The sequence below is a fragment of the Mycetohabitans endofungorum genome (assembly GCF_002927045.1).
Classification (GTDB): domain Bacteria; phylum Pseudomonadota; class Gammaproteobacteria; order Burkholderiales; family Burkholderiaceae; genus Mycetohabitans; species Mycetohabitans endofungorum.
The window spans coordinates 353,642-365,461 of the sequence record NZ_PRDW01000001.1; the positions used below are offsets into that span (position 1 = coordinate 353,642).

An 11,820-nucleotide genomic window follows, 5' to 3' on the forward strand; every position below is an offset into this window, starting at 1 on the left:
GGCCCCGTCAGCTTTTGCTTTGTCTAACTTAACTCGGGTTGTCTAACTTGCACGCTTGATCGGCACGGGCGAAACACGTTCGACCTCCCGAGCCTTCGTGTAATGCACGGTCATGCCTTCGGTCGTGTGGCCGGCCAACGCCTGGGCTGTTGCGGCACCTTCCAGGCGTTTCAGGTCGGTTAATGCCTTGGCCCGCATGAAGATCAACGACCACAGCGCTTTATGCTTGTTGCTGCTGTTTGCCTTGTCGTGAAAGTGTTTGTCGAGGGAGCGCGCGACATCCGCGGGGCGCACGTCCTCAATTAACCATTGCGGGCCAAATTCCTGGCGAATCAAACTGAGCATCTTGGCATAATTCGAGCGTGTTTTTGCGGCATAGCCAGGAAGCTTCTTTTGCACCCAATCGCCAATTAGAGCAGGCATCGTATTGGCTGCTGACCAGACCAAAGCGTCTTTGGAAACAACTGTATCAAGCTGATTGCTTCACACTGAAGTATCAGTTGCTTTTTTTAATCTTATAAAATGTCTTTTCAATCGCAATGCGGGGCGTTCGACCCAATGCCATGACAGAATTGCAAGAGCTATTGTTATTGCAGTTGAAACGGCAAGCCCGGACCATATCGAAAGACGATTATCGGTGAACCAAATTACTGTTTGCTGTACCGGAAATGCGTAAATGTAAATGCCATATGAGAAGTCCCCAAAGCGTCCGGCACGCCGAATGAATGGCGTCGATGCTGTGCCGAAGAAAATGACTAACGTTGGTAGGACAACAAACAGGGCCGCATATTTTTGGCCAACGGAAAAAAGGGTGAATCCCGACACACCAAGCACGAGTAGTACCAATTCCTTGCGCGTTGTCCAGAAGTCTCGGAAATAATACAGACACACCCCATAACAGAAGAATGCGCCGAATTCAAGACTGTATTTTCGATGGGCGGTATGCTGCGGGTCGTGAATTGCGAAAACGAAAATCGCTAATGCAATCGCGCCAATCAAAAGTAGAAGCCGACAGCGAACCAAGCCAACTACGTTTAGCGCCAGGAGTATTATGTACCAACGAAATTCTATTGGTAACGTCCAAAGTGAGCCATTCACCGCATTAGGAAATGGATTCGCAGCAAATACACCAGGCAATTCATAGCGTATATTTAACTTCAAAATGTGGAAAAATTCCCACGTTTTGGAATTCAAGAAATACTGATCAGCCGGGATTGTGGAGATTATTGGCCCAAGCAACAGTGCCGTCACCATGGTAACGACGATCAACCCTGGCCAAATGCGCAAGATGCGCTTGGCCAAAAATCGCCAAACGGACGGATCTCTATCCCAACTCTGAGAAATTAAATAGCCGCTAATCGAGAAAAATATCAGGACTCTAACCTTGTCCAAACTTTGGTCGCCAAGATTAAGTGAGGGTTGCCCAGACAGCGCGAACTGATGACTAAACAAAACCAGATAGGCTGTGACAAGACGAAGAAAGTCGAAGTTGTTCAAACTAACGATTTTTTGCATACGCGAATTCTACTCAATATGTCAGCTAGGCCAAATGAGATTATGCCTGAAGGCGCAGCAGTCATCGGACGAGAAATGGCCTCGTCACCTGAAAAGGAGCCCTCTCGAACCCGGTCCGCGCCAGGTTCTTTCGTTTAGTATCGAACGCCCATGACTGGAACGTTCGATATGCCAACGCTTCTGTCGGAATTAAGTCGAGACGAAGGGCGGCGTTTGAAACCCTACCTGGATACGGTCGGCAAGACTACCATTGGTGTCGGACGAAATTTAACGGATGTCAGAATCATTGAGGACGAGTGCGACTTACTGCTGGAAAACGATGTGATGCACTTGGTGACGTGGCTCGACCATCACCTGCCTTGGTGGCGAAGTCTCGATGCGGATCACTGGATTGGCCCATCCCCGTATCTAACTTGATTAAAAAACGCCTTTCAGACCCGCGTCAGGGGAGCTTAAAAAAGGAGCAGAAAATTAGAGGAATTCCTGTAAATGAATGATTAAAACAGAAGTGCAACTTCAAGCTGCGCAGCTTTGCCGAAGTCGCGTTCCAGTACCGGCTACAGGTAGAACATCCGGTCCTCGTCGCTCTTGGCCGGAGGCTGTGCGCCCTCGGCCGGCGCCCGCTCCTCGTAGAATGCCAGCACGGCCTCGAGCACCTTGTCCGGCTCATCGATCACCTGCATCAATTCGATGTCGTGCGGGCCGATCAGTCCCATCGGCTCGAGCGAGTCGCGGAACCAGTCCAGCAGACCCTTCCAGAACGTGGAGCCGACCAGGATGATCGGCACATGGCGCGATTTCTTCGTCTGGATTAGCGTCAGCACTTCCGCGAGCTCGTCGAGCGTGCCGAACCCGCCGGGCATTACGATCACGGCGTCGGAGTTTTTCACGAACGTGACCTTGCGGGTGAAGAAATGCCTGAAGCGCAGTGAGATGTCCTGGTACTGGTTGCCGCTTTGCTCATGCGGCAACTCGATATTCAGGCCGACCGAAGGTGCCTTGCCCGCGTGCGCGCCTTTGTTGGCGGCTTCCATGATGCCGGGGCCGCCGCCGGAGATCACCGCAAAGCCCGCATCGGACAACTTGCGAGCAATCTGCGTGGCGAGCTTGTAGTGCGGCGAGTTTGGCTTGAGCCGGGCAGAACCGTAGATGCTGACGGCCGGGCGGATTTCCGACAGGTACTCGGTCGCCTCGATAAACTCTGCCATAATCGTGAACATCTGCCACGATGCGCGGGCCTTCTTGGCTGTCGCGCGCTCTTGATCTGCGAGTGAACGCAGACTCGGAATCACTTTTCTCTTGGTCATAATGCTTGAAAATCGGAACCTCGAAGGCAAGACCCTGCTATTGGTCGATGGTTCGAGCTATCTATACCGGGCCTACCATGCGATGCCGGACTTGCGCGGGCCGGACGGTGGTCCGACGGGTGCGCTGTACGGTCTCATCAACATGATGAGGCGATTGCGTCGCGACATTCCCGCAGAGTATAGCGCGTGCGTGTTCGATGCGAAGGGCAAGACGTTTCGCGACGACTGGTATCCGGACTACAAGGCGCACCGTCCGCCGATGCCCGAGGATTTGTCCCAGCAGATCGAGCCAATCCACGTCGCGGTGCGTGCGCTCGGTTGGCCGCTGCTGATGATCGAGCGCGTGGAGGCCGACGACGTGATCGGCACGCTGGCGGTGCGCGCCGCGCAGGCCGGCATGAACGTGGTGGTGTCCACGGGCGACAAGGACCTCGCGCAACTAGTGAACGAGCGTGTCACGTTGATCAATACGATGACCAACGAGCGGCTCGATCGCGACGGTGTGATCGCGAAGTTCGGCGTACCCCCCGAGCGTATCGTTGACTATCTGACGTTGATTGGCGATACCGTCGACAACGTGCCGGGCGTGGACAAGTGCGGCCCGAAGACCGCGCTCAAATGGCTCGCGCAGTATCAGACGCTAGACGGCATCATCGAGCACGCGAACGATATCAAGGGTGCGGTCGGCGACAACCTGCGTCGTGCGCTCCCGTTCCTGCCCACCGCGCGCCGGCTCGTCACCGTGCATACGGAATGCGACCTGTCCCCGCACGTGCAGTCCATTGCCGCGTCGCTGCAGGCGCGGGCAGAAGCCAAGGACGAATTGCGCGACATCTATTTGCGGCACGGCTTCAAGACGTGGTTGCGCGAGCTCGACAGCGAGGCCGGACCCGACACGTTCGCGGCCACGGCCGACGGCGGGGTCGCGCTCGGTCCGGGCGCGGTCGAGCCGGCGCCGGCGACCGACATCGAGCGGCAGTACGAAACGGTCAACGCATGGGAACAGTTCGAGCGGTGGCTGGCGGTGATCGAGGCGGCACCCCTTACGTCGTTTGACACCGAGACCACGTCGCTGGACCCGATGCGCGCACGTATCGTCGGCGTATCGTTTGCGACCGCGCCCGGGCGCGCCGCATATATTCCGCTCGCGCACCGCGGGCCGGATCACCCGGTGCAACTGCCGCGCGATGAGGTGCTCGCGCGGCTCAAGCCGTGGCTGGAGAGCCCTGCGCACAAGAAGGTTGGCCAGCATCTGAAGTATGACGCACAGGTCTTGGCCAACCATGGCATCACGCTGGCCGGCATCGAGCACGATACGCTGCTCGAATCGTATGTGCTCGAATCGCACCGTCCGCACGACATGGACAATCTCGCGACGCGGCACCTCGGCGTGAAAACGATCAAGTACGAAGACGTCGCCGGAAAGGGCGCGGCGCAAATCGGCTTCGACGAGGTCTCGGTGGACGTGGCCACCGAATATTCCGCCGAGGATGCCGACATCACGTTGCGGTTGCACCAGGTGCTGTATCCGCAGATCCAGGTCGAGAAAGGGCTGGACTACGTTTACCGATCGATCGAGCTGCCGACGGCGCGCGTGCTGCAGATCATCGAGCGCAACGGCGTGCTGATCGACAAGGACCGGCTCGTTGCGCAGAGCAACGAGCTTGGCATCCGGATGCTGGAGTTGCAGGCCGAGGCGTACGCATTAGCTGGCGGCGAGTTTAATTTGAATTCGCCGAAGCAGATCGGCGAGATCTTCTTCCAGCGGTTGCAGCTGCCGGTGATCAAGAAGACCCCGTCAGGCGCGCCGTCCACCGACGAGGACGTATTGCAGAAGCTCGCCGAGGACTATCCGCTGCCGAAGGTGTTGCTCGACTACCGTGCGTTGACCAAACTCAAGTCGACCTATACGGACAAGCTGCCGAAGATGATCAACTCGGACACCGGCCGCGTGCATACCAACTATGCACAGGCGGTAGCCGTGACCGGGCGGCTTGCGTCCAATGATCCGAATCTGCAGAACATCCCGGTTCGCACGCCGGAAGGGCGGCGCATCCGCGAAGCGTTCATCGCGCCGCCGGGCAGTAGCATCGTCTCGGCTGATTACTCGCAGATCGAGTTGCGCATCATGGCGCACATCTCGGGCGACGCGTCGCTGATGGCGGCCTTCGAGCACGGCGAGGACGTGCACCGCGCGACCGCGTCGGAAATCTTCGGCGTGACGCGGCAGGAGGTCACGAGCGAGCAACGGCGCATCGCGAAAGTCATCAATTTCGGCTTGATCTATGGCATGAGCGCGTTTGGCCTCGCATCGAATCTGGGCATCGCGCGCGACGCGGCCAAGCTCTATATCGACCGCTATTTTGCCCGCTACCCGGGAGTCGCCCGGTATATGGACGAGACGCGGATGGAGGCGAAATCGCGCGGTTTCGTCCAGACCGTGTTTGGTCGCCGGCTGTGGCTGCCGGAGATCAACGGTGGCAATGGCCCGCGCCGTCAGGCCGCCGAGCGCGCCGCGATTAACGCGCCGATGCAAGGTACCGCGGCCGACCTGATCAAGCTGTCGATGATCGCCGTGCAGAATTGGCTCGAGCGCGCGCGCGTCAAGTCACGGTTAATCATGCAGGTCCATGACGAACTGGTGCTGGAGGTGCCTGACGATGAATTGGAAGTCATCCGCGCCAAGGTGCCCGAGCTGATGTGTTCGATCGCCAAGCTTAACGTGCCGCTGGTCGCCGAGTTGGGCGCGGGCGCCAACTGGGAGGAAGCGCATTGACGCCGGGTGTCCGGCGTTGTCGGCGCCATGCGAATGATGGTTAACGACGGAGGTATCGGCATGCATCGGATCATTGTGGTCGGCGGCGGCGCCGGCGGATTGGAACTGGTCACGCGGCTCGGCAACCGGTTCGGGGCGCGGCGCACGTCGCAGCGCGTCAGCGTGGTACTCGTGGACCGCTATCCGACCCACATCTGGAAGCCGCTGTTGCACGAGGTGGCGGCCGGCAGCATGGATCCGTTTACGCACCAGATTGAGTATGCGGCGCAGGCGCGCTGGCACGGTTTCGAATTCCAGCAGGGCGAGTTGCTTGGGTTGAATCGCACCGCAAAGACGATCTGCGTGAGCGCGGTGCGCGACGAGGATGACATCGAGCTGCTGCCTGAGCGCACGCTCGCCTACGACACGCTGGTGATCGCAATTGGCAGTACCACGCATTTCTTTGGCGTAACCGGCGCCGCGCAGCACGCGATCGCACTCGATACGGTCGCGCAGGCAGAACGCTTCCGACGCCGCCTGATCGCCGCGTGCATGCGCGCGCAGCGGCCGCTGTCCAGCGCCGACGTGGCGGCCGACGGTACACCCGCGGCCGCCGTGCCGCACCCGCAAGCGGTGGGGCACGGGCCGCTGCCCGGCGGCGCTGCCAGCCCGGCGCACGGCGGGCCGGCCAGCGCTGCACACGGCGGGGCGGTCAGCGTTGCGCAGGGTGGGGCGGCCAGCCCGCGGATCCAGATCGCGATCGTCGGCGGGGGTGCCACCGGCGTCGAGCTGTCGGCCGAACTGCGCAACACGGCGCATGTACTGGCCGCGTATGGCTTGCACAAACTCGATCCCGTCACCGACATCGGCATCGTGTTGATCGAGGCCGGTTCGCGGATCCTGCCGGCGTTGCCGGAACGCGTTTCAGCCGCAACGGCGGCGCTGTTGCGCCGGCTCAACGTCTCGGTGATGACCGGTGAAGCGGTATCGGAAGTGCGCGTCGGCGAGGTCGTCACGGGCAGCGGAAAGGTGTTGCGCGCCGACTTGACCGTGTGGGCGGCTGGCATCAAGGCGCCGCCGGTGCTCGCGCTGCTTGATGGGCTGGCCGTCAACAAACTCGGCCAGCTGGTCGTGCGTTCGACGTTGCAAACCGAGAGCGACGACGACATTTTTGCGCTTGGCGATTGCGCGGCATGTCCGTGGCCCGAGGCCAAGCGGACGGTGCCGCCCCGTGCCCAGGCGGCGCACCAGCAAGCGAGTTTCCTGCTCGAAGCGCTGCGCGCGCGTCTGGACGGGCGCGCTTTGCCCACCTATACGTATCGCGACTTCGGCTCTCTCGTCTCGCTGGGCCACAACGCAATCGGTAATCTGATGGGTGGCCTGATCGGCAAGAGCCTATTCGTCGAGGGGCTCTTTGCGCGATTCATGTATCAATCGCTGTACCGGATGCATATCGCCGCATTGCATGGCTATGGTCGGATGCTACTCGACATGCTCGCGCACGGACTGCGGCGCACCACACGGCCGCGGGTCAAGCTGCACTGAGCCCGTGGCCAGTCAGGGCTGTGCGCCGGTGGCAACAGGCCTGGCCGGGTCCGCGACCCATTCGCTCCAGGACCCGGCGTACAGTACCGCGCCATGCAATCCGGCGATTTCCATCGCAAGCGCATTGTGGCACGCGGTGACGCCGGAGCCGCAGTACAGAATCGTGCGCTCCGGTGCAGTATCGCCGAGCACCGCGCACAATTCGTCGCGCAACGTGTGGGCGGGCTTGAAGCGGCCGTCGGTGGCGAGGTTATCTTTGAAGAAGCGATGGCGAGCACCTGGGATGTGGCCGGCGACCGGGTCGATCGTCTCGTTCTCGCCGCGATAGCGGTCTGGTGCCCGGGCGTCGAGCATCCGGCACGCGGTCGCGTTCATCTGTTGCTGCACGCCATAGACGTCGATACTGATCGACAGCGGCTGCGATGGTGTAAACGTGCCGGGGGTGATGGCCGGTATCGCGTTGTCCAACGGCTGCCCGGCGGCTTGCCATGCCTGCAGCCCGCCATCGAGCAACGCCACCTCCTCGTGGCCCAGCCAGCGCAGCAGCCACCACAGCCGTGCGGCGAACATGCCGCCTTGCGCGTCGTAAGCGACCACCTGTACGCCGCGGCTCAAGCCCCGCTGCGCGAGCCGGCGTGCGAGCGTGTCGCGTTCAGGCAGCGGATGGCGCCCGTTGGTGCCAGTCTTCGGTCCGGATAGGTCGCGGTCGATATCCAGGTACTGTGCCCCCGGGATGTGCGCAGCGTCATACGCGGCCGCGCCGGCCGACGTGTCGGCCAGATCGAAGCGGCAGTCGAAGATGAGCGTGGTTACGCCGGGTGTGGCGAGCCGGGTGGCCAAATTCTCGGTGGAAATCAGCGTGGTGTAGCGATGCTGCGGCATGACGAATCTCCTGGCGAGGCGGTCATGACATCGACCTGGGGCGAACTAACCCTAGTCTAAACAAAAAAGCCGGACCTTAGTCCGGCTCGACTAGTCGCAAGCGCGTGTTAAATCGTGCCGAGCTCGCGGCGCAGGAACTCGTGGAAATGCTGCATGCCGTCTTCCATCGGGCTTTGGTACGGGCCCACTTGGGATTCGCCGCGTGCAAGCAGCGCGCGACGTCCAGCATCCATTCGTTCGGCGATCTCGTCGTCCTCGACGGCGGTCTCTAGATAGGCCGCGCGCTCGGCTTCAACCATCTCGCGCTCGAACAGCGCCACTTCCTCCGGATAGTAGAACTCGACGATGTTCGTCGTGCGCTGCACGCCGCGCGGGATCAGATACGACACGATGAGTACGTGCGGGTACCATTCGATCATCACGTTCGGGTAGTACACCATCCAGATCGCACCGAAATCCGGTGGCGCGCCGTTGCGGAACTTTAGCAACTGGTCGTGCCACTTGCGGTATGTCGGCGAGCCCGGATTCGCGAGGGCGCTGTGTACACCGACTGTCTGCACGCTGTACCAGTCGCTGAATTCCCATCGCAGATCATCGCACGAGACGAAATTACCGAGTCCAGGATGGAACGGGACGACGTGATAGTCTTCGAGATAGACCTCGATGAACGTCTTCCAGTTGTAGTTGCACTCGTGAACTTCGGTGTGATCGTACAGGTACCCGGAAAAGTCGAAGTGGCTCGCCGGGCCCAGGCGCGCAAGATCGCGTGCGACGTCCCGGCCGTTGCGTTCGAACAGCATTCCGTGCCAGGACTGCAGTGGCGTGGCGCCCAGGTTCAGGCACGGATTGTCCGAAAAGTGCGGCGCGCCGAGCAGCTCGCCGCCCAGGTCGTATGTCCAGCGGTGCAGCGGGCAGATGATGTTCTCAACATGGCCACGACCATTGAGCATGATGGCCTGCCGGTGCCGGCATACGTTTGACAGCAGTTCGATACGACCGTGCGGATTGCGCACCAGTATACGGCCCTCATTCTCTGCGGGCAGCGCAAAATAGTCCCCCGCTTCCGGCACCATCAGTTCATGGCCGATGTAGCGTGGACCGCGTTTGAACAGGACGTCGAGCTCGCGTGCGAGGAGCGCCTCGTCGAAATAGGCTGAAACAGGCAGCTGGCCGTGAATAGACTTGAGCTGCAGAGCATTGCTCAGATTGGACATTCCCACTCCCGTGCAGACGTGAAAGCAGTGAACAACCCAACCATCGAAAAATCGATTTAGGGAAACCCAAGATTATACCCACTCCAGGCAAACGGGGGTATCTAAATCTTTGATCCGGATCGCATTTATGACGCGAATCCGGTCATCGGAGTATATTTGCCGGCCCGGCGTATTCGGCGCGCAGCACGTTGAGGTCGCATTCGCTGCCGGTCGGCCGGCGTTTGCCTTAAAATAGGTGACTTGCCAGAACACATGTGCATGATGCCCAACACCGCTTCCCAAGCCCCTGACGGGGCAGATGTCCCATTGCCGGACAATTACGAAACAGCGCTCGGCGAACTCGAGTCCCTGGTCGAGCGAATGGAAGGGGGCGCGTTGAGCCTCGAGGCGTCGCTTGCGGCATATCGTCGCGGCGCAGCCCTTGTTGCGTATTGCCAACAGCAGCTCGAGAAAGTCGAGCAACAGGTTCGCGTACTTGATGGTGAGACGCTCAAGCCCCTCGATCCAGCGATTGGCGACGGAGAGTGTGCATGAGCGCCACGGCATTTGACGAATGGGTACGCAACGTTCTAGCACGAACCGAAGCGGCGCTCTCGGCGGTGCTGCCGCCGGCGGACGTCGAGCCGATGCGGCTGCATCAGGCGATGCGCTATGCGGTGCTGGACGGCGGCAAGCGTGTACGCCCGATGTTGTGCCACGCAGCGGGCCAGGCGCTGGGCGCGCCTGCTCAGCGGCTTGATGCGGCGGCCTGCGCGCTCGAGTTGATCCACGTGTACTCGCTGGTTCACGACGATTTGCCGTCGATGGACGACGATGATATGCGTCGCGGCAAGCCGACGGTGCACGTGCAGTACGACGAGGCAACAGGGTTGCTCGTCGGCGACGCGCTGCAATCGCAAGCGTTTATCGCGCTCGCCTCGGACGCGCTCGACGCGCACCGGCAGGCCGCGTTGATGCGCGAACTCGCTTGCGCGAGCGGCTCGCTCGGCATGGCGGGCGGGCAGGCAATCGACCTGGCGAGCGTGGGCATGCGGTTGTCGCGGACGCAGTTGGAGACGATGCATCGGATGAAGACCGGCGCGCTGCTGCGCGCGGCGGTCAAGATGGGAGCGCTGTGCGGTGACGGGCTGTCGGCCGACATCGAGGCCGGGCTCGATGCGTATGCGAAGGCGGTGGGTCTGGCGTTCCAGGTGGTCGACGACATCCTGGATGTGACGGCCGACTCGGTCACGCTTGGCAAGACAGCCGGTAAGGATGCGGCCAACGATAAACCGACCTACGTGTCGATTCTCGGGCTGCAGGCGTCGCGGGAACTCGCGGCGCAGCTGCGCCGCGACGCGCGTGCGGCGCTCGCGCCGCTGGGCGAGCGTGGGCTGCGGCTTGCGCAAATCGCTGACCTGGTGGTGGAGCGCGTGAATTGAGCTGACGCGCCGGCGGCGGGCGTGGCGCCCGCGATCGCAGCGGCGGCTCGCCTGGCGGCCGGCGACGTGCAGCGCGAGGACACATTGGCCAGGAGCGTCGGCGTATGCGCCGCAGGATTGTCTGGAACGGAACGACGATGTACGACTTGCTGAAAACCATCGATGACCCCGCCGCTCTGCGGCGCCTAGAACGCCGGCAGTTGCAGCCATTGGCCGATGAACTGCGTGCCTTCGTGCTCGACAGCGTATCGCAGACGGGCGGCCACCTGTCATCGAATCTCGGCACGGTCGAACTGACAATTGCACTGCACTATGTATTCGACACGCCAGCGGACCGGATCGTTTGGGACGTTGGCCACCAGACCTATCCGCACAAGATTTTGACCGGGCGGCGGGACCAGATGAGCACGCTGCGCCAACTTGGCGGCATCTCGGGTTTCCCGCGCCGTTGCGAATCGGAGTACGACACCTTCGGCACCGCGCATTCGAGCACGTCGATCTCGGCGGCGCTGGGCATGGCCGTTGCCAGCCAACTCAAGGGCGAAGACCGGTATGCGATCGCGGTGATTGGCGACGGTGCGATGACCGCCGGCGAGGCATTCGAGGCACTGAACAACGCCGGCGTGTGTGAGGACATCCCGTTGTTAGTGATCCTGAACGACAACGACATGTCGATTTCGCCGCCGGTCGGTGCACTGAACCGGTACCTCGCGCGGCTGATGTCGGGCAAGTTCTATGCGACCGCGAAGAAAGGCGTCGAGCGGGTGCTGCGCCACGCGCCACCGATGCTGGAGCTTGCGCGCAAGCTTGAGGAGCATGCAAAGGGCATGGTGGTGCCCGCGACGCTGTTCGAGGAATTTGGCTTTAATTACATTGGTCCGATCGATGGGCACGACCTCGATTCGCTGATTCCAACGCTACAGAATATCCGTGGCTTGCGTGGTCCGCAGTTTCTGCACGTGGTGACAAAAAAGGGCCAGGGCTACAAGCTGGCCGAGGCCGATCCGGTGCTGTACCACGGTCCGGGCAAGTTCAATCCGGTCGAAGGCATCAAGCCGGTTGCGTCGTCGAAGAAGACGTATACACAGGTCTTCGGCGAATGGCTGTGCGATGCGGCGGAACTGGACCCGCGGGTAGTGGGCATCACGCCGGCGATGCGCGAGGGCTCGGGGCTGGTGGAG

The 11,820-nt window shown here is 61.1% G+C and carries 10 protein-coding genes and 2 pseudogenes; 7 read left to right on the plus strand and 5 right to left on the minus strand.

Features of this window, described 5'->3' with window-relative positions; translation table 11 throughout:
• Positions 1 to 42: 42 nt before the first annotated feature.
• Both B0O95_RS17100 and B0O95_RS01705 read right to left on the minus strand, forming a co-directional pair.
• Positions 43 to 399 carry a site-specific integrase gene (locus B0O95_RS17100; protein ID WP_146063955.1) on the minus strand — a complete coding sequence of 119 codons (357 nt, stop codon included), beginning with the start codon at positions 397 to 399 and terminating at the stop codon, positions 43 to 45.
• Between the two features lie 84 nt (positions 400 to 483).
• Complete coding sequence (locus tag B0O95_RS01705; protein WP_104076296.1) at positions 484 to 1,515, minus strand: acyltransferase family protein; 1,032 nt, start codon at positions 1,513 to 1,515, stop codon at positions 484 to 486.
• 150 nt (positions 1,516 to 1,665) lie between these two features.
• On the opposite strand from B0O95_RS01705, the gene B0O95_RS01710 reads away from it, so the two are divergent.
• Positions 1,666 to 1,932 (plus strand): glycoside hydrolase family protein, encoded by a 267-nt coding sequence (locus B0O95_RS01710; RefSeq protein ID WP_233203010.1) that lies wholly within the window; start codon positions 1,666 to 1,668, stop codon positions 1,930 to 1,932.
• A gap of 140 nt (positions 1,933 to 2,072) precedes the next feature.
• Here the strand turns inward: B0O95_RS01710 and B0O95_RS01715 are convergent, their stop codons facing one another.
• Positions 2,073 to 2,822, minus strand: a complete 750-nt coding sequence (locus tag B0O95_RS01715) for an LOG family protein (RefSeq protein ID WP_104076297.1) — start codon at positions 2,820 to 2,822, stop codon at positions 2,073 to 2,075.
• Between the two features lies 1 nt (position 2,823).
• Here B0O95_RS01715 and polA point away from each other — a divergent pair, with 1 nt between their 5' ends.
• From polA to B0O95_RS17110, 3 genes and pseudogenes are all read left to right on the plus strand, one after another.
• On the plus strand, positions 2,824 to 5,598 hold the full coding sequence (gene polA / locus B0O95_RS01720; RefSeq protein ID WP_104076298.1) for a DNA polymerase I: 2,775 nt from the start codon (positions 2,824 to 2,826) through the stop codon (positions 5,596 to 5,598).
• 60 nt (positions 5,599 to 5,658) lie between these two features.
• Positions 5,659 to 6,141, plus strand: a pseudogene (locus B0O95_RS17105) (NAD(P)/FAD-dependent oxidoreductase); the annotation flags it as partial.
• Positions 6,142 to 6,294: 153 nt separating this feature from the next.
• Positions 6,295 to 7,122, plus strand: a pseudogene (locus tag B0O95_RS17110) (NAD(P)/FAD-dependent oxidoreductase); the annotation flags it as partial.
• A gap of 12 nt (positions 7,123 to 7,134) precedes the next feature.
• Here the strand turns inward: B0O95_RS17110 and B0O95_RS01730 are convergent.
• Together B0O95_RS01730 and B0O95_RS01735 are read right to left on the minus strand one after the other, a co-directional pair.
• Entirely contained in the window at positions 7,135 to 8,004 is an 870-nt protein-coding gene (locus B0O95_RS01730; RefSeq protein ID WP_104076299.1) for a sulfurtransferase, read from the minus strand.
• Positions 8,005 to 8,111: 107 nt separating this feature from the next.
• Positions 8,112 to 9,218, minus strand: a complete 1,107-nt coding sequence (locus B0O95_RS01735) for an aromatic ring-hydroxylating oxygenase subunit alpha (RefSeq protein WP_104076300.1) — start codon at positions 9,216 to 9,218, stop codon at positions 8,112 to 8,114.
• A 261-nt stretch (positions 9,219 to 9,479) separates the two neighbouring features.
• On the opposite strand from B0O95_RS01735, the gene B0O95_RS01740 reads away from it, so the two are divergent.
• The 3 genes from B0O95_RS01740 to dxs form a co-directional block, all read left to right on the plus strand.
• Positions 9,480 to 9,752 (plus strand): exodeoxyribonuclease VII small subunit, encoded by a 273-nt coding sequence (locus B0O95_RS01740; protein ID WP_370641739.1) that lies wholly within the window; start codon positions 9,480 to 9,482, stop codon positions 9,750 to 9,752.
• Positions 9,749 to 10,639 carry a polyprenyl synthetase family protein gene (locus B0O95_RS01745; RefSeq protein ID WP_104076302.1) on the plus strand — a complete coding sequence of 297 codons (891 nt, stop codon included), beginning with the start codon at positions 9,749 to 9,751 and terminating at the stop codon, positions 10,637 to 10,639. The genes B0O95_RS01740 and B0O95_RS01745 overlap by 4 nt, the downstream gene beginning before the upstream one ends.
• 137 nt (positions 10,640 to 10,776) lie before the next feature.
• On the plus strand, positions 10,777 to 11,820 hold a 1,044-nt coding region (gene dxs, locus B0O95_RS01750), incomplete at its 3' end, for a 1-deoxy-D-xylulose-5-phosphate synthase (RefSeq protein WP_104076303.1).

Excerpts from the sequence above, each read along its gene's own strand:
- B0O95_RS01705 (WP_104076296.1), bottom strand. The coding sequence starts at position 1,515 with ATGCAAAAAATCGTTAGTTTGAACAACTTCGACTTTCTTCGTCTTGTC.
- B0O95_RS01710 (WP_233203010.1), top strand. The coding sequence starts at position 1,666 with ATGACTGGAACGTTCGATATGCCAACGCTTCTGTCGGAATTAAGTCGA.
- B0O95_RS01715 (WP_104076297.1), bottom strand. The coding sequence starts at position 2,822 with ATGACCAAGAGAAAAGTGATTCCGAGTCTGCGTTCACTCGCAGATCAA.
- polA (WP_104076298.1), top strand. The coding sequence starts at position 2,824 with ATGCTTGAAAATCGGAACCTCGAAGGCAAGACCCTGCTATTGGTCGAT.
- B0O95_RS01730 (WP_104076299.1), bottom strand. The coding sequence starts at position 8,004 with ATGCCGCAGCATCGCTACACCACGCTGATTTCCACCGAGAATTTGGCC.
- B0O95_RS01735 (WP_104076300.1), bottom strand. The coding sequence starts at position 9,218 with ATGTCCAATCTGAGCAATGCTCTGCAGCTCAAGTCTATTCACGGCCAG.
- B0O95_RS01740 (WP_370641739.1), top strand. The coding sequence starts at position 9,480 with ATGCCCAACACCGCTTCCCAAGCCCCTGACGGGGCAGATGTCCCATTG.
- B0O95_RS01745 (WP_104076302.1), top strand. The coding sequence starts at position 9,749 with ATGAGCGCCACGGCATTTGACGAATGGGTACGCAACGTTCTAGCACGA.